Below are 16,320 nucleotides of genomic sequence, written 5' to 3'. Positions count from 1 at the left end.
CTCGCGATCCCCCCGCTAGAAAGGCGCCACACCGCCGTAAAACACCTGATCGAGTGCCATGCGGGCAAAACGCAGCACTTCGCGTCCGCCCCACCCCGCCAGCACCACGATGGTCACCATCACCGCAATCAGCCGCACCGACAGGCCGATGCTCTGATCCTGGATCTGCGTCACTGCCTGCGCGATGGCAATCAGCAACGCCGATACCGTCGCCACGGCCACCACCGGCAACGAGACCAGCAGCACCAGAAGCAAGCCCTGGCGTGTGGCTTCGAGAATGGTGGCGCTCATGTTCATGGGCCTGTCTCCTTGTGCGTTCTATGCGTTCTGTTTTCAGGCGGGGTTGGTCACCCAGCCCACGGTGTTGAGCTCGATGGCTTCGTCGATCTCCTGGTACGACAGCACCGGCAGATCGCCAAACACCGGCTGCAACATCGTCTTGACGTAGCGCCGGCAATTGAGCGACACCATCACCGCCAGCGGGCGACCATGTCGGTCTTTCTCCAGCGGGCGTGTGCCGCCCAGGATCTTCACCACCTGGTCGGTAATCGCCTGCTTGGCCTCACGCGTGAGGCTCAACACGCTGCCCTGCTTGGTGTGCACGACGGCCTGCTCGATGCGTTCCTGCAAGGACTGCTCGAACAGCACCACATCGAGCACCCGGCTGGTGCCGCAGAACTGCTCGGTGATCTGGCGGTGCAAATCCACGCGCACCAGTTCCACGAGGCCGATCACGTCTTCGGGCTCCTTGGGCGACCACGTGATCAAGCTCTCGAAAATGGCCCGCAGGTTGCGGATCGACACGCCCTCCTGCACCAGCCGGCGCAGCACTTCGGTAATGCGCTGCGGGGGCACCAGGCGAGTGAGTTCGGCCACCAGTTCGCCGTGTTCGCGGCGCATGATCTGGATGAGGTTCTGTGTTTCCTGAATGCCGATGAGCGACGCGGCGTTGCGCTCGATGAGCGTTTCGACTTCGGCGGCCAGGCGGTCTTCTGCAGGCACGGCACTGTCTGGAATCGCATCGCGCTCCGGCAGCGTGCCTTCGGCGGCCAGCACGTCCTGCACGAGCAGCGCGTAACCGTGAGGCGGCAACGCCGCATCCCAGTTCAGTTGCACACGCGGGAACACCGCACCGAGCCTGCGCTGCACGCGTGACTTGGCTTCGGCCAGGCGGGTCTGCAAAGCAACGAGTTCGATCTCGCCACGCAGGTCTTCCGACAGGCGCACCGCAATGGGTGCCGCAATGCCTTCTGCGGGCGAGCCTGCTTCGGGCTCGGTCAACCGCCGTGCGTCGGGGCCGAGCACAAGCAGATCGAGTGGCGGGGCCTGCCGGCGCTGGCGCATGCGGAGGAACGCAGCCGAAGCGGTGCCGATCGCCAACAGCAGGAACGACCACTTGGGAAACCCCGGCACCAGCAGGAACGCCAGCAGCACGCCGCTGGCCATCAGCATGCCGCGCGGGTGGGCGGTGATCTGCGCGCCGATCTGCTGGCCGAGGTGGCGGGCCTCGCGGTCACGCGTCGCCACACGGGTGGTGACGATGCCGGCAGCAATGGAGACCAGCAGCGACGGAATCTGCGAGGCCATGCCGTCGCCCACCGTCAGGATCGCGTAACGGTGCAGCGCATCGCCAATCGACATGCCGTGCATGAGCGCACCCACGGCAATGCCGGCCAGGATGTTGATGACCGCGATGATGATGCCGGCAATGGCGTCGCCCTTGACGAACTTCATCGCGCCGTCCATCGCGCCGTGCAGTTGCGATTCCTGCTCCAGCGCTTCGCGGCGGCGCTTGGCTTCGTCAGACGTGATGATGCCGGCACGTAGATCCGCGTCGATGCTCATCTGCTTGCCGGGCATTGCATCCAGCGAAAACCGCGCACCCACCTCCGCCACGCGCTCCGAGCCCTTGGCGATCACGATGAACTGCACCACCGCGATCACCAGGAACACCACGCCGCCCACTACAAAGTTGTTGCCGACCACCAGCTTGCCGAACGTGTCGATCACGTGGCCCGCGTTGGCCTGCAGCAGGATCAGCTTGCACGAGGCGATGTTCAGCGACAGCCGGAACAGCGTCGTAAACAGCAGCACCGCCGGAAATGACGAGAACGCAAGCGCCGACGGCAGATAGATCGACACGCACAGCAACACGATGCTGGCCGCCAAATTGAGCGAGATGAGGCCATCCAACACGACGGTCGGCAATGGCAGCACAAAGAGCGCGACCACCGCCACCACAAACACGGCAATCGCGATGTCGTAGTTCACCAGCCGCGCCCAGCGCATGCCGGTGAGCGGAACGTTCAACGCTGCAGCAAGATTCCGAGGCTTTGCCATGGAGCGCCTTTGGGCCTGTTTGGGGCCGGTTGGGCCCAGGGCCCACGAATGTCCGTAGAAGGCGGACGCTGTTCAGCCCCCCCTTCCCTTGCGAAAAGTGTAGAGGTGGGGGGCCTCTCCGCTCAACGCTGAAACTCGTAGTCGCGCGGCCAATCTCTGACGAAGTTTCGGGGTCGACTACGCTTTTCGGTAGTTCATCGCGGCGTGTGCGCGCCACTACAGTGAGTGCATTCACTTGCCACGCGAGAGGCCACGGTTGACTGCTTCGAATGTGGGTGCCGGCGATGTCCGCGCGCCGATCCTGTTTGGCGAAGAACACATCGTGGTCGATGCGGAATCGATCCGCCTGGGTGCGATGGCGCGCGCCGAGTCCTTCTCTGAAACCGCGCAGGATCTGCGGGCCGCGCACGGTGCGCAGGAACGGCAATTGCTGTTGCGCGCCGTCTTGCGCAGCATCGGTTTCGACTGGCTCTGCTACTACCGGCTGACCCGCATTGGGGAATCGATTACGCGCGTGCTGTACTTCCGCGCGTATTCCCCGCCCAACTGGCCCAAGCGCTACGTCGACGAGCGTTACTTTGAAGTCGACCCGCGGTTGGCCTTCGCGCTGCGCTACGAATGGCCCCTCGTGTGGGATCTGGCCGACCTGGGCGCAACACTCACCGCTCCGGCAGATGCAGATCGCCTGCACCGCCTGTTGCAGGACGCCGAACGCTACGGCCTGCGCAGCGGTATCAGCTTCGGTGTCGTGAGCCCCCGCAGCCTGGAGCACAGCGTCATCTGTTTTGGATCGGGCAACAACGCCAAGGGCTGGATTGCCGACAACGTGGTCGGCCAAGCCTATGCCGTGGGGCTCGGCCTGCACGAATTCCTCATGCAGCACGCCAAGCCGTTGCATGAAGACACGCACGCGCGTGCGCTCACGCAGGTGCAACGGCAGATTCTGGAGTTCATCACCAGCGGGTTGTCGGACAAGGCGATTGCCGAGCAGCTCAACATGTCGCCGCACAACGTCGACTATCACCTGCGTCAGCTCAAGAAGAAATACGGTGCACAGAACCGCGTGCAGCTCGCCTATATGGCCGGGCGCATGTTCATGACATGAATACGCTCGACGCCCGCATGCTCTCGGCTGTGGACCAGACATTGGCGCGTACGCTGTCGCGCCTTTACCTGGCGCGCGCGGCACTACCGTTTTCCGTAGGGAACACACCCTACGAAGCGCGTTGCGAAGCCCACGCCGTGCAGGCCGCGGCACAGGCCTATCGATTCACGCTGGGCGATGCGCCGGGCTGGCTGCTGCTCGATGCCGCCGCCGAGCATGCGTGGCTGGCCGACGCCGCAGATGCGCACGTGCCGCAAGCCCTGCGCTGCGCCGTGCTGGCCGACGCCCTGGCGCCACTCACACGGGCCACCGAACAACGCAGCGGACGCGCGCTGGCGTGGCTACCTGAGACCGCGCCGCCCGACATCCGGTTGGATCGGCCGGACGTCCTGCAAATGATGATCATCCGCCGCGATGCCGATCCGGCAGAGGACGGTGCCGCGCCGTGGCTGGCACGGGCCGGGCTGCTGTTCGACGCGCCACAGGTTCTGCCCGAACTGTGTCCGCCGGAGCTGGCCGCGGAGCCCATTCCGCTGGCCGCGTTCATGGGCACACAGGTGCCGCTGCGCTTCGAACTGGGCGCCACCTTTCTGTCGCGCCGCGACTTTGCCAGCATTGCGCTGGGCGACATCGTGCGCATCGAAAAATGGCTGCCTGCGGGCAATGCGCTGCGCTGCGTGGCCCGCGTGCGGGGGCGGCTGCACCTGCGGGTGTTCGGGCAAGTGCAAGGCTCCCGCATCGTCGTGGAAAACGTGGAGGAAAAACCGATGGCAACCGAGAACCCAGCCCCCTACACCGCTGCATCCGGCACGGAGCCCACAGCGCACCCGCTCCCCACCGACAGCCTGGACGACATCGAACTGGTCACCACTTTCGAGCTGGAAGAGCGGCGGCTGTCATTGGCCGAACTGCGTGCGTTGCGGCCCGGCACGGTCATGGAGCTGGCGCAGCCGCTCAATCAGGCTGTCATCCGCATCCTGGCCAATGGCATGCCGGTGGGCGAAGGCCATTTGATTGCAGTCGGCAACCGGCTCGGTGTGCGCGTGTCGCGCTTCATCGGTCAGGCGGCACCCGGGCGGGCATAACGCCCGCCCTTCCCTCAACAAGAACAACGCATCGACACACTCGACACGCCCCATGGGAAACCTGCCCAATCCCGTAGCGATGATTGCCGTGGTGGCGGCGCTGGGCATCGCGCCCTTTGCCGCACTCATGGTCACGAGCTACACCAAGCTGGTGGTGGTGTTTGGCCTGCTGCGCTCGGCACTGGGCATTCAGCAGGTGCCGCCCAACATCGTGCTCAACGGCATCGCGCTGATCCTGACGGTGTTCATCATGGCGCCAGTCGGCATGGACATGGTCGACAACCTGCGCGGGCGCAACTTCAACCTGAGCAGCCAGATGAGTGTGGATGACGTGATCGCCATCCTCGATGCCGCGCAGCCGCCGGTGAAGAAATTCCTGCAGACCCATACCCTGGAATCAGAGCGCAACTTCTTCGTCAAATCCGCCACGAGCATCTGGCCCAAGGAGCGCGCCGCCGGCCTCAAGAACGACGATCTGACAGTGCTCGTACCGAGCTTCACCCTCACCGAGCTGATCAAGGCGTTCCAGGTGGGCTTTGTGCTCTACATCATCTTCGTGGTGGTCGACCTGATAGTGGCCAACCTGTTGCTGGCGTTGGGCATGCAGATGATCGCGCCGACCACCATCTCCGTGCCGTTCAAGCTGCTGCTGTTCGTGATGCTCGATGGCTGGTCGGTGCTGGTGCACGGGCTCGTGCTGTCTTATCGATAGAGGTGGCGACCATGCGTGCGAGTGCTTTCATCGTTGCCGCCATGACTTTTGGCGCCTGCATGGCAGCCACGTCTGCCGTGGCGGGACCACGCATTGATGCGCGCGCTTTCGCCACGCTGGCCGCCACGTGTGCACCGCGCGTTGACCGCCTCACGCTAGAAGCGCTAGTGCGCACGGAGTCTGCCTACAACCCCTATGCGATCGGCGTGGTGGGCGGCAGGCTGGTGCGCCAACCTGCCACGCTGGAAGAAGCCGTGGCAACCGCGCGTTCGCTGGAACGCCAGGGCTACAACTTCAGCGTCGGGCTCGGGCAGGTCAACCGCTACAACCTCGCGCGCTTTGGCGAGACACTGGAAACCGCCTTCGACGCCTGCCGCAACCTGCGTGCAGGCGGCACCATCCTCGCCGAGTGCTTTGCGCGCTCACTGCCTCGCTATGGAGATCAGCAACAGGCGTTGCGCGCGGCGCTGTCTTGCTACTACAGCGGCAATTTCGAAACCGGCTTCCGCCATGGCTATGTGCAGAAGGTTGTCGCCAACGCTGGCGACGTGCCGGCCATCGTGCCCGACGCCGCCGCCCCTGGGCGGATCGAGCCGATTCCTGTCGTGCCCGCCGGCGGCGGTACGCCGGGCCCAAGAGCACCACGCCCGGCCTCGACCTCTGCACAACCACGGGTGCTGACCGGTAGCGCGTGCACGGGCCAGACCGGCCGGCAGGTGATGATCGTTGCGTGCAATCGCGCCGACGGCACATCGTGCCTGCGCTGCGTGGCGCTGCCCCGCTGAACGCCGCGTGGCAGCTTGCACATCGTCCATCCCGGTCAGATCAGGCTCAGGCGACCCGCAATGTAGGCCAACTGCGCGCGGTTGGTCGCGCCGTAGCGGCGGCGAATCAGGCGCAGGTGGTAATCAACGTTGTGTGCCGTGGTGTGCAGCTTGATGGCGATTTCCTTGTCGCTCATGCCGGCGGCCAGGCACGTCAGCACACGGCTTTGCATGACGGTGAGCGGTGCCTCTTCACCAGATACGCGCGTGTTGCGCGTGAACGTTTGCAGTGGCGCCCGCCAGACCTGATGCAGCGCCATGCCAAAGAGGATCGACTGGCCAAGCACGCTGTCGCTGATCCACTCCCGCCCTGCATGCGGTGAACTGAGGCTGACAATCGCCTGGCTCATGCCCTTGCCGGCGCCCAGGCTGAACATCACGCCGCTGCGCAGGCCGTGTTCGTCCATCGTCTGCAGCAGCGTGCGCATCGCCGGTTCCATGCGCGCCTGGCCGCGCGCCAGCGATGCCAGATCCCACACCAGCGGCATGCCCGTGGCAAACACCGCCGGCAGGCGCGGGTCGACGGTGAAAAGGCGCTCGTCGCAATAGCGCTGCAGGAACCGCGGCGTCACGTAGTTCTTGAGCATGGCCACCGTAGGCGGCGCGTTTTCGTGGGGCTCGGTCAGCGCGTAGGTGAGGGATGAAAAGCCCATCAGCCCCATCAGCCCGGACACAATGCGTGCGCGCTCGGCCACCCCGCGTGCGGCCTGTAGTTCGGCAGCCAGGCGCAGGCGACCCGGCTGTGCGGGCGCGGGCTCGAACAGCAGCGCGTGCTCGTCCACGGGAACAACGTCCGTGCCCGGCGGCAGCGGCACGAAGAAGCGATCGCCATTGGCGGCATCGTCTGCAGCAGTGCGTGCGGCCAGGGAATCGGCGTGCCCGGGTAGCGGTGCAGTGTCCGCCTTCGCGGACAGCGCATCCAGGTCGAGCTGGACGGAAGCGCTTGCGCAGGTGGAAACGCCGGACTGCGCGTCCGCCCCCTTGAGCGCGGTGCGCATGTCCATCAGCAGCGCCACGTCTTCGGCGCGGGGGAAACGTACTGCCTGCAAACCATCTGAGCGATGTGCGGCGGCCATTGCCGTCCTCCGGTCATGTTGGAAACACTGCTTGGCCGCCGGAATGCTTCCGGCCATAGCCAAGACTGTTTCCCCCCCGGGGGATGACATTTGCTGTGCGGCGACCCTGAGCACCGCTGGGCATGGATCGTGAAAAGCGACGTCCGGCCTACGTTTTGGCGCATTGTTGCAAGCTGACGGCAAGGTTGTCCAACAAAACTTTTTAGTGCCCCACCATCGACGTGGCTTATGTTGCAATGCAGCGGAGGACGCCGCTGACAGCGGTCGCAGGACGGCGCATCCATGCCCCTTGCGGCATGCCGGACATCACTGTGTCAGGATTGACCGCGCGTTATATCCAACCCTATATTGCGAATAATTAACCCAATCTGTCGCCGGCGCCCAACGCGTCACCTCGTGGTTTGCGGGAATCATCCGGCCAGCCAACCGCACCTTCGCAACGTATCCGCATGTCCGCTTCCATCTGGACGCCTCTGCTGCTTTCACTCAAGGTGGCCGGCTGGGCGACCGTCCTGAACCTCGTGCTGGGCGTGGGCGCGGCTTACGCACTTGCCCGCACGCGCAACCGCCTGCGCGACGTCATCGACTCAATCCTGACGCTGCCCCTGGTGCTGCCGCCCACGGTGCTCGGCTATTACCTGCTGGTGCTGCTGGGCCGGCGCGGCCCAATCGGTGGGTGGCTCGACAGCATCGGGATCCAGCTCGTCTTTACCTGGCAGGGCGCGGTGATTGCCTCCACGGTGGTGGCGTTTCCTCTGGTCATGAAATCCGCGCGCGCTGCCTTTGAAGGCGTGGATCACCAACTGGAAAATGCGGCGCGCGTGCTGGGCCTGCCGGAGGCTGCCGTGTTCTTTCGCGTCACGCTGCCGCTGGCCGCACGCGGCATTGCCGCCGGCGTGCTGCTGGCCTTTGCGCGTGCATTGGGCGAATTTGGTGCCACGCTCATGATTGCCGGCAACCTGCCGGGCCGCACGCAGACGCTTTCCGTGGCCATCTACGAAGCCGTGCAGGCCGGCGACGACGCCACGGCCAATACGCTGGTGCTGATCACCTCACTCACTTGCATCGTGGTGCTGGTGGTTGCCAGCCGGCTGCTGCAAGGGCGCGCGCCGAACCTTCAGGAGCAACTGGCATGAGCGGCGGCATGATCGATCTCGTCGTGCAGAAAACGCTCACCAGCGCGGCGCGTGTGTTCTCGCTGGACATTGCCGTACGCTCGGACAGCCGGCGCGTGGTGCTGTACGGGCCGTCGGGCGCGGGCAAGAGCCTCACGCTGCGCGCCATTGCCGGCCTCATGACGCCCGAGCGCGGCCGCATCGTGCTGAACGGGCGCACGCTGTTCGATCACGCCGACGGCATCAACCTCAGCGCGCAAGAACGCCGCGTCGGCTACCTCTTCCAGGACTACGCGCTCTTCAACCACCTGACGGTGACGCAGAACATTGCGTTCGGGCTCAAGCGCGGGTGGTTCAACCCGCCACGCCGCACACACGACCCTCGCGTGCAGCAGTGGATCGACACGTTCGAGTTGGGCGCCGTCGCCGCCAATTACCCGACGCAGATTTCCGGCGGGCAGCGCCAGCGTGTGGCGCTGGCCCGCGCGCTGATCGCCGAGCCATCGATGCTGCTGCTCGACGAGCCCTTTGCCGCACTGGACCCGGCGCTGCGCACGCGCATGCGTTCCGAGCTGTCTGCCCTGCAAGCGCGGCTGCGGGTCCCGATGCTGATGATCACGCACGACCCGGCCGATGTGGAGATCTTCGGAGACCACGTATTCGAGCTGCGCGATGGCCGCGTCGTGGCCGATGCGGTGCGCGCGCCCGATGCGGCACCGCTGTCGCCGTATCCGCATCTGACGGCTGTGGTGAACCGCTAGAAAACGCCTAACGCGAGCCCGGTTGCCATGGCCTGCCCGAGGGCGCGGCAGCGCTCCAGATCGTCTGCCCCGATGCGCTTGGGAGCCAGGATGGCCTCGGGCGTTTGCGCATGCGTGCAGACGATGATCGGCTCGGCCACGGGCGTGAGCCGCCAGCCGGTGGCAATGCGTTCAATCTGGCGCACCGCGTTCTGGCCATCGCTGCCTGCACAGATCAGGCACGCGTATGGACGGCCGTTGATACGGTCGAGCACCGGGTAATAGCAGCGGTCGAAAAAGTCTTTGAGCTGCCCGCTGATGGCGGCGAGGTTTTCCGGTGTCGCGAAGAGATAGCCGTCCGCCGCCAGCACATCGTCGGGGCCGGCCTGCGCCGCGTGCCGCAACCGCACCGCAATGCCGCCCTCTTCTGCGGCGCCCGCCTGAGCGGCCTCGGCCATCTGGCGCGCGCCACCCGTCATCGAGTGGTAGACGATCAGCAGGGTTTTGGGCGTCATGGGGGCTTAGGCCAATCCCAGGATCACGCTCGACGCTTCAAAGACAGCCACGGCTTCCACACCTTCGGCCAGTGCCAGTGTTTCCACAGCGGTGCGCGAGAGCATCGCCACCAGCACGGTTTCGCCCGCCGACGCGGCGTTCGCATCGAGCAGGCGCAAGCGCACTTCGGCCTGCACCGCGCCATCGCGGATTTCCGTGACCACGCACGGCAACTGATTTTCTGCCGAGACGCGCCATTCGCCGGCGCCGCGCATCAGCATCACGGCAGGCGCCTTGATGAGCGCGACGGCCTGCACATCCGGCGCCAGCCCCAGCATGCGCGTGCTTTCCTGGGTGATGGTGGCGGCGACAGCCTGACCGCCGGGCAGGCGCAGCGTCACCACATCATTGACGGCGCCCGACGCCACCGATTCCACCGTGCCGAACAGGGTGTTGCGCGCGCTCGTGCGCAGCATCAGGCGGCGCAGCAGGTTGACGTCTTCGCTGGCAGCCTGCGCGGCGGCATCCAGGCGTTCGACAAAGCGACGGTGCTCGGCTTCCAGCACGCGGAAGCTCTCGATCAGCCGTTGCGCGCGCGGCGTCAACACACTGCCACCGCCGCCCTTGCCGCCCGTGGTGCGCACCACCAGCGGCTCGCCGGCTAGGTTGTTCATGGTGTCGATGGCGTCCCACGCGGCCTTGTAGGAAAGACCCACGGTTTTGGCGCCTGCGGTGATGGAGCCGGTCTGCCCGATGGCAGCCAGCAGTTCGATCCGGCCGCGCCCGCCCCAGTTGTCTTCACCGGCGCGCAGCCAGATGGTGCCGTCGAGTTCCAGCATGTCGTCTCGTCTTGGATGGAGATTGCAACATGCAGGATGTTAACGCTGATTCGTCGGCTCAAGCCGCCGCCAGGCGCGGCGTACGCACATGCAGCAGCACCGAGCGCGAGAGCAGCAGCCCGCCCAGGAAGCCGAACAGCGCGCTGAACATCGCCATGAAGCTGGCAGAGTGCGAGACCTCCGGGTGCATCGCTAGCATCACGTTGTAGGCATAGCGGGCAGCGAACAGGCCCACGATCACCACCATCGGCACCCAGCTTCCGGGCACGCGTACGGTGCGGGCCGTTTCAGACACGGCGCCGTTGGGCGGCGACATGTATGTCAGCAGGAATGCCATCAGAACGGCCACCAGCCACATCGTGAGCGCAAGCGCGCTGCCATGGCTTGCCATCGACACGCCGTAGAGCGAGTACGCGGCCACCACCAGCGGAAGCACGATCAGGCGGCGGCGCGACACGATGCGGGGCTGCATCTGACGCACCCCAATGGCGATCAGCACGGCAAACACCACGAACACCCAGGTGGGCGTATGCGACACGATGGAGGCGATCGATTCGAGCATGGCGGTCTCCCTGTTGGAATGACGCCAGCTTAGGTGCCGGCCCCCGCACGCGGGAGCGGATTGCGACGAACGGCAGAAACGCCGGTGTGAATGGCTCAGTCAGCCGCTCGGTCAGCCCCGCAGTCAGCCGCGCCGTCAGCCCAGCGCGGCGCGCACGCCGGCATCCACCACGGACAGGTGCGCCCGCAGCAAACGGTCGAAACCTTCGGCCGTGACAGGCTTGCCGATGTAGTAGCCCTGGATTTCCTGGCAGCCCGCCTTGGCGAGGAACTCCACCTGATCGGCGTCTTCCACACCTTCGGCGGTGACGGTCATGCCCAGGGCGCGCGCCATAGCGACGATGGCCTCCGTCAACGCCACGGAATCCGGATCGCCCGGAATGCCGGTGATGAACGAGCGGTCGATCTTCACGTTGCTGATCGGGAAGCGCTGCAGATACGACAGCGATGAATACCCGGTACCGAAATCGTCGATCGAGATCCGGATGCCCTGCGCGGTGAGTGCATCGAACATCGGGCGGACCTCGTCCGCACCGCCCATCAGCAGGCTTTCGGTAATTTCGACTTCAAGCGCGGTGGGCGGCAGGCCGCTGTCGGCCAGCGTCTGTTCGATCATCGGGACCACGTCGCCGGCCTGGAACTGGCGCGCCGACTGGTTGACCGCCATGCGGAAGTCATAGCCCAGCGCTTCGTACCAGATCACGGCCTGCTCGCAGGCGCGGCGCAAGACCCATGCGCCAATCGGCACGATCAGACCGGTCTCTTCCGCCACCGGGATGAACTCCACCGGCGAGATCGCCCCAAGCTTGGCGCTGTTCCAGCGCAGCAGTGCCTCGGCACCGACGATGCGATGGCTGGCAAGGTCGTACTTGGGTTGATAGACGAGCTGCAGTTCGTTGTTCTCGCGCGCATCGCGCAGCGCGTTTTCCAGCATGTAGCGGCGTTGCAGCCGGGCGTTAAGTTCAGCCGTGTAGAACTGCGCACGGTTGCGACCGTTCTGCTTGGCGCGGTACATGGCGGCGTCGGCAGAACGCAGCAGGTCGGAACCCGAGATGCCGTCATGCGGATACAGCGCCACACCAATCGACACACCCAGGTAGTAACGTCCGTTGACGGTATCGAAGGGCTCGCGCATGGCCTGAAGCAAACGTTCAGCCAGCAGCGCGATGCGCTTTCCCTCAACACGCTGGTCGATCAGGATGACGAATTCGTCACCGCCCAGGCGGGCGATTACGTCGCCGGGGCCGATGCAATCGGTCAGGCGCGCCGCGGCGCTTTGCAGCAGCGTGTCGCCGCAGGCATGGCCGGCAGTGTCATTCACGCTTTTGAAGCGGTCGAGATCGAGGAAGAAGAGCGCCAACTCGCGGCTCTCGTCGCGCGCGCTCTCAATGGCGCCTTCCAGGTGCGCGATGAAGAAGCTGCGGTTGGTCAGCCCCGTGAGCGCGTCGTGCGCGGCCAGATGGCGCAAGCGCTGCTCGGCGCGCTTGATATCGGTGATATCGGCAAACGACAGCATCACGCTGCTGGGTGCCGGCTCGGCATGGCGGCGGATGGGAATGATGTTCTGCCGCACCCACATCAACTCGCCCGTTTTGAGCAACAGCCCGTACACGCGGCCGAAGATGGGTTCGCCGGTGCGCAGCACCAACGCGGACGGCATCATGGTCGAACCGACTTCCTTGCCGTCTTCATCCACAACGCGTTGAATCGGGTCGAGCCGGTTACGCCCCACGAGCTGCCCGGGGCGCACGCGCAGGATGCGCTCGGCGCTGGCGTTGGCGGCCTGCACCACGCCGTCCGGCGACATGATGACGACGCCTTCATGCAAATTCGAGATCGCCAGGCGATAGCGCTCTTCGCTTTCGGCCAGGCCGCGTTCGACGGTGTCCTTCTGAATGGCAACGCCTGCCAGGTGCGTGACGTCGTCGAGGAAATGCTGCTCTTCTTCCACGGGCATGCACGGTTGTCGATAGAACAGCGCGAGCACGCCAAGCTTGTCCCCGCGAGAAGAGCGGATCGGCAACGCCCATGCAGAAGCAAAACCCGCAGCCAATGCCGCCGTGCGCTCGTGTTGCCAGCGCGGGTCGGTCGCAATGTTGTCGACGAAGACGGCGTCGCCCAGATACACCGCGCAGCCGCATGCGCCGGTATCGGGGCCGACAGGCGTGTCTTCCAGTGTGGCGACATAGGTCGCTGGCAGCGTGGGCGCAGCGGCCACACGCAAGGTCTGGGAGCCGGCGTCCAGCAACAGCAGCGCCGACATGGCATTCGGATAAACCTGCTCGACATACAGACACAGGTGGCGCAGCACACTCGACAGCGTCGCATTGGAGGCAAGTTGCGCAAGCACGGCGTTCTCCGAAGCGAGCAGACGGCGCGCATGCAGCGCTTCAGCGCGAGCCTGTACGGCGTGGCGCTCCAACGCATGGCGCGACACGGCTTCACGCAGCACAATCATGACGGCGGGCTGGCCCTCGTGCTCGCACGCAGCGGCTTCGCTGGCAACCAGCACGTGTGTGTAGTCGGCGCGCACCAGACGGTGTTCGACCGGCTGGGCAGAGACCCCGCTGCTCAACATGCCTGCCAGGCGCGGAACCGCCTGGGCAACGTCATCGGGATGAATCAGGCCGGCGAGTTGCAGGCCCGCCAGTTGCGCTGGATCCTGCGCGCCCAGCAAGCGGGCGGCGGCCGGGTTGGCTCGCACGAGGCGCCCGTCCACGGTCAGCAATACCGCGTCGGACGACAGCCGTGACAGCGCATCGAAATCGGTACCACGCACATCAGTCATCGCCCCGACCATGGCCGCTACCGGACGTTGCGCGGCCTGGGGGCCCAGCGCAACGTCTGCAGGAGAGGCTCCGGCCTGAGCCGGAAGAAACTGGGTCATGGGCAATGCGATGGCTTGAGCGATAACAGCAACAGCAGTGGCAATGGGAAAGCGAGAGGGAGACTACAGGTGTCTCGCCCCTAACCACAACGGCGCGCCGGTGAAAAACTGAAGGGTGCTGCGTGCGATCGCCCTGAGGGGCGTGTGGAGGCCACCCGACGTTGACATAACCCAAGAAAAAACCCGCGCTCAGTTGACGAGGCGCGGGTTGAAATCTCTGGACCGTGTCGATCTGTTCCAGAGAGGAGAACCGACCCATGAGGCAAACGACGCAAAGTTGCATCGCATCGCCATGTTGTGAATCATAGTGGCCCCCTTGGAAAAACAAAGGGCGGAAAAGACCGGATATTCCATCGCATTTTCATTCCCGCCGACCCATTTGTTTTGGCACTGCACGAACCCCGTTGCTGCTTGTCCCGTCTGCTTACATCGCCTGCATGTGCGAACCTTACGGGCGGTTCGTTTCACGATGCCGACGACGTCGGAAAAATCTCCCCGGCATATTGATTGGTCGCTACATTGATGAGAATGTTCCAGCCTGCACGATTATGTCGTTCACATGACGTATTTTGCGCAGGCAAAATCACGCTTGAGTGACCCATGAGGCAGATTGCCGCGTCAAGTTCGGGCGCGGCGTGCCGTTACTGGTCGAAAGAGCGCGCCTGTCCCGTGACCTAGCAGGCGCAATTTGGATGCCTGTGCCTGGACTGTCATGCCGTCTCTGTCTCCCCCCAATCGATCGCTTTCACGGCGCACGACGCGGTTGCTGATTACCGTGAGCGTGCTGGCCGTACTTGTTGCGTTGCCGCGTGCGCACGCTTCTACGCCGCCCGCGGCCGCGGCAGCCCCTGCCCCCAGTCGTCCACCCGTTGCTGCTGCGGCACCCGCCCCAATTCCGGCCGCCAAGACAGCCAAAGCCACGACCGTTGCCTCCACGGCCCCGACCTGCCGGGCGATCATGCAGCGGCTGTCGGGCAGCCTCGCGGCCACGCCCAGCACGGCCGACAAGCCGGGCACCGTGATGATCGACGTCGACAAGGCAGGCGTGATGATGGCCTGCAGCCATTCCGACTCGATTGCCATTCCCGTACCGGGTGGCAAGCCCCGATGACATCCTTCGGCGTCACACACCGTGCCGTGACCGGCATGCTGGCGGCGCTGGCAGCGCTGTCCATGCCGGTGGCCGGTGCTGAGCGCTGGATCCCGCTGCCCGACCAACCGGACAGTCACGCGTCGCTCGACGTCGGCAGCATCCAGCGCATGCCCAGCGGCCCGGTCAGCGCGTGGGTGCGCGTAGAAGCGTCGAACCGCGCGGGCATGCGTTCGCTGCAACGGATGTTCGGCGCCTTCCGCGGCGACATGGCTGATTTTCTGTACACCGTCGATTGCCGCAGCCGGCAGTTCTCGGTCTCGCAAGCCAAGCTGTATCAAGGCGCGCTGACCGTCAGCGAAAGACAGATCGCCAACGATGCGGGCTGGCAACGCGTGGACGGCGTCGGGCTGGCGGGCGAGGTGGCGCGCCAGCTCTGCAGCGGATAGCACCCGGGCTCTTTGCGTCGCGTCGCGGTGCCATCGTTGGTAACATCGACGCGTGCGCCCCGCCCCCACGCCCCCTTCGTCTCAACCTGCCGACCCTCGCGTAACCGCAGACGCGAGCGTCTTCGGCACGCTTGCGCGCGGCTCGCGCGCATCACTCGAGCGCGTGACGAATCTGGGCGACGGCGTGACCGCCGCCATCTGGCGCAACGAGCACGACGAGGCGCGCTACATCCAGCCCGAGCACCACACGCTGTCGGTCTATCTGCAAGGCGGCTACACCACGCACCGGCAAGATCTGCCGCACCTGTTCGGCGCACCGGGGCGCGTGTGCATGCTGCCGGCCGAACACCAGTCGAGCTGGGTGATCGAGCAGCCGATGCGTTTCGTTCACCTGTATTTCCCGCCCGACGCGCTGGCCGGACACGCCGTACGCCTGCTCGACGCAGAGCCCCGCTTGTTCACACTGCACGACCGCACCTTCATCGAAGACGTTCATCTCGCACAAGCTTGCGCGAACATCGCCCAGCTCGATTGGACCGACCTGGACGACCGCATGCGCGCCAACGCGCTGGCCAATGACACGCTGTCGTATCTCGTGCAGACCCAGGGCCGCACGCGGGCGCTGGCCGTACGCGGCGGACTGGCGCCGCACGTGTGCCGGCGCATTGCCGCGCGCATCGATGCCGAGCTGCATCTGCCCCTGTCACTCGGACAACTGGCGGCAGAAGCGAACCTGTCGGAATTCCATTTCGCGCGGATGTTTCGGGCGTCTTTCGGGGCGGCGCCGCATGAGTGGGTGATGCAGCAGCGCATGGCGCGCGCGCAGGCGCTGCTGCGCACAACCACCCTTGCGCTGGCGACGATTGCCGAGCGCTGCGGCTTTGCCAGCGCCAGCCATTTCAGCCGGCGATTCGCGCTGCAGCTTGGCGCGTCGCCGTCACGCTATCGGCAGGCGTGGCAACGGGGCTAGGCCGCAATCTGCCACGTCAATATGCGAACGAC

16 protein-coding genes are annotated in these 16,320 nt (G+C 65.4%); 9 read left to right on the top strand and 7 right to left on the bottom strand.

Annotation, left to right across the window (positions count from 1 at the left end):
* Positions 1-15 precede the first annotated feature (15 nt).
* Positions 16-291, bottom strand: a complete 276-nt coding sequence (sctS, locus tag BG83_RS0121365) for a type III secretion system export apparatus subunit SctS (RefSeq protein ID WP_024978637.1) — start codon at positions 289-291, stop codon at positions 16-18.
* A gap of 42 nt (positions 292-333) precedes the next feature.
* Positions 334-2,289 carry an FHIPEP family type III secretion protein gene (locus BG83_RS0121360; RefSeq protein ID WP_051541566.1) on the bottom strand — a complete coding sequence of 652 codons (1,956 nt, stop codon included), beginning with the start codon at positions 2,287-2,289 and terminating at the stop codon, positions 334-336.
* A 307-nt stretch (positions 2,290-2,596) separates the two neighbouring features.
* Between BG83_RS0121360 and BG83_RS27945 the strand changes: the two genes are divergently transcribed.
* The 4 genes from BG83_RS27945 to BG83_RS0121340 are packed head-to-tail and all read left to right on the top strand — an operon-like array spanning position 2,597 to position 6,027.
* Positions 2,597-3,445: a helix-turn-helix transcriptional regulator gene (locus BG83_RS27945; protein ID WP_024978635.1), complete on the top strand. Its 849-nt coding sequence runs from the start codon at positions 2,597-2,599 to the stop codon at positions 3,443-3,445.
* Positions 3,442-4,530: a type III secretion system cytoplasmic ring protein SctQ gene (sctQ, locus tag BG83_RS0121350; RefSeq protein WP_024978634.1), complete on the top strand. Its 1,089-nt coding sequence runs from the start codon at positions 3,442-3,444 to the stop codon at positions 4,528-4,530. The genes BG83_RS27945 and sctQ overlap by 4 nt, the downstream gene beginning before the upstream one ends.
* A 52-nt stretch (positions 4,531-4,582) precedes the next feature.
* Positions 4,583-5,242, top strand: coding sequence for a type III secretion system export apparatus subunit SctR (gene sctR / locus BG83_RS0121345; RefSeq protein ID WP_024978633.1), 660 nt, complete (start codon positions 4,583-4,585; stop codon positions 5,240-5,242).
* Positions 5,243-5,253: 11 nt separating this feature from the next.
* The gene (locus tag BG83_RS0121340; protein WP_051541534.1) at positions 5,254-6,027 is read left to right on the top strand and encodes a lytic transglycosylase domain-containing protein; all 774 of its coding nucleotides are present in this window, start codon (positions 5,254-5,256) and stop codon (positions 6,025-6,027) included.
* Positions 6,028-6,062: 35 nt separating this feature from the next.
* Here BG83_RS0121340 and BG83_RS0121335 read toward each other — a convergent pair whose 3' ends face one another.
* Complete coding sequence (locus BG83_RS0121335; protein WP_024978631.1) at positions 6,063-7,142, bottom strand: helix-turn-helix transcriptional regulator; 1,080 nt, start codon at positions 7,140-7,142, stop codon at positions 6,063-6,065.
* A 449-nt stretch (positions 7,143-7,591) separates the two neighbouring features.
* Between BG83_RS0121335 and modB the strand changes: the two genes are divergently transcribed.
* Entirely contained in the window at positions 7,592-8,278 is a 687-nt protein-coding gene (modB, locus tag BG83_RS0121330; RefSeq protein WP_024978630.1) for a molybdate ABC transporter permease subunit, read from the top strand.
* Positions 8,275-9,018, top strand: a complete 744-nt coding sequence (locus tag BG83_RS0121325) for an ABC transporter ATP-binding protein (RefSeq protein ID WP_024978629.1) — start codon at positions 8,275-8,277, stop codon at positions 9,016-9,018. Before modB ends, BG83_RS0121325 begins: the two co-directional genes overlap by 4 nt.
* Here BG83_RS0121325 and BG83_RS0121320 read toward each other — a convergent pair.
* The 4 genes from BG83_RS0121320 to BG83_RS0121305 all read right to left on the bottom strand — a co-directional run bounded on the left by BG83_RS0121320 (position 9,015) and on the right by BG83_RS0121305 (position 13,779).
* Entirely contained in the window at positions 9,015-9,512 is a 498-nt protein-coding gene (locus tag BG83_RS0121320) for a flavodoxin family protein (protein ID WP_024978628.1), read from the bottom strand. The two genes, BG83_RS0121325 and BG83_RS0121320, sit on opposite strands and share 4 nt — an antisense overlap.
* Before the next feature lie 6 nt (positions 9,513-9,518).
* On the bottom strand, positions 9,519-10,331 hold the full coding sequence (locus BG83_RS0121315; protein ID WP_024978627.1) for a TOBE domain-containing protein: 813 nt from the start codon (positions 10,329-10,331) through the stop codon (positions 9,519-9,521).
* A 58-nt stretch (positions 10,332-10,389) separates the two neighbouring features.
* Entirely contained in the window at positions 10,390-10,893 is a 504-nt protein-coding gene (locus BG83_RS0121310; RefSeq protein WP_024978626.1) for a DUF6622 family protein, read from the bottom strand.
* 135 nt (positions 10,894-11,028) lie between these two features.
* Positions 11,029-13,779 (bottom strand): EAL domain-containing protein, encoded by a 2,751-nt coding sequence (locus BG83_RS0121305; RefSeq protein WP_024978625.1) that lies wholly within the window; start codon positions 13,777-13,779, stop codon positions 11,029-11,031.
* 712 nt (positions 13,780-14,491) lie between these two features.
* Between BG83_RS0121305 and BG83_RS0121295 the strand changes: the two genes are divergently transcribed.
* From BG83_RS0121295 to BG83_RS0121285, 3 genes are read left to right on the top strand one after another with little or no spacing between them, the layout of a single operon-like run.
* Positions 14,492-14,890, top strand: coding sequence for a hypothetical protein (locus BG83_RS0121295; RefSeq protein ID WP_024978623.1), 399 nt, complete (start codon positions 14,492-14,494; stop codon positions 14,888-14,890).
* Positions 14,887-15,318 (top strand): hypothetical protein, encoded by a 432-nt coding sequence (locus tag BG83_RS0121290; protein WP_024978622.1) that lies wholly within the window; start codon positions 14,887-14,889, stop codon positions 15,316-15,318. Before BG83_RS0121295 ends, BG83_RS0121290 begins: the two co-directional genes overlap by 4 nt.
* 52 nt (positions 15,319-15,370) lie before the next feature.
* Complete coding sequence (locus tag BG83_RS0121285) at positions 15,371-16,288, top strand: AraC family transcriptional regulator (RefSeq protein ID WP_024978621.1); 918 nt, start codon at positions 15,371-15,373, stop codon at positions 16,286-16,288.
* Positions 16,289-16,320: the final 32 nt, after the last annotated feature.

Origin of the sequence: Ralstonia pickettii, from assembly GCF_000607165.1 — a bacterium.
Lineage (GTDB): Bacteria > Pseudomonadota > Gammaproteobacteria > Burkholderiales > Burkholderiaceae > Ralstonia > Ralstonia holmesii.
The sequence above is the reverse complement of the archived record's forward strand: the minus strand, read 5'-3'. Positions and strand labels throughout refer to the sequence as shown.

Coding starts and splice junctions, on each gene's coding strand:
- sctQ (WP_024978634.1), top strand. CDS start 3,442: ATGAATACGCTCGACGCCCGCATGCTCTCGGCTGTGGACCAGACATTG.
- modB (WP_024978630.1), top strand. CDS start 7,592: ATGTCCGCTTCCATCTGGACGCCTCTGCTGCTTTCACTCAAGGTGGCC.
- BG83_RS0121295 (WP_024978623.1), top strand. CDS start 14,492: ATGCCGTCTCTGTCTCCCCCCAATCGATCGCTTTCACGGCGCACGACG.
- BG83_RS0121310 (WP_024978626.1), bottom strand. CDS start 10,893: ATGCTCGAATCGATCGCCTCCATCGTGTCGCATACGCCCACCTGGGTG.
- sctS (WP_024978637.1), bottom strand. CDS start 291: ATGAGCGCCACCATTCTCGAAGCCACACGCCAGGGCTTGCTTCTGGTG.
- BG83_RS0121360 (WP_051541566.1), bottom strand. CDS start 2,289: ATGCGCTGGGCGCGGCTGGTGAACTACGACATCGCGATTGCCGTGTTT.
- BG83_RS0121325 (WP_024978629.1), top strand. CDS start 8,275: ATGAGCGGCGGCATGATCGATCTCGTCGTGCAGAAAACGCTCACCAGC.
- BG83_RS0121305 (WP_024978625.1), bottom strand. CDS start 13,779: ATGACCCAGTTTCTTCCGGCTCAGGCCGGAGCCTCTCCTGCAGACGTT.
- BG83_RS0121340 (WP_051541534.1), top strand. CDS start 5,254: ATGCGTGCGAGTGCTTTCATCGTTGCCGCCATGACTTTTGGCGCCTGC.
- BG83_RS0121335 (WP_024978631.1), bottom strand. CDS start 7,142: ATGGCCGCCGCACATCGCTCAGATGGTTTGCAGGCAGTACGTTTCCCC.
- sctR (WP_024978633.1), top strand. CDS start 4,583: ATGGGAAACCTGCCCAATCCCGTAGCGATGATTGCCGTGGTGGCGGCG.
- BG83_RS0121315 (WP_024978627.1), bottom strand. CDS start 10,331: ATGCTGGAACTCGACGGCACCATCTGGCTGCGCGCCGGTGAAGACAAC.
- BG83_RS0121320 (WP_024978628.1), bottom strand. CDS start 9,512: ATGACGCCCAAAACCCTGCTGATCGTCTACCACTCGATGACGGGTGGC.
- BG83_RS0121290 (WP_024978622.1), top strand. CDS start 14,887: ATGACATCCTTCGGCGTCACACACCGTGCCGTGACCGGCATGCTGGCG.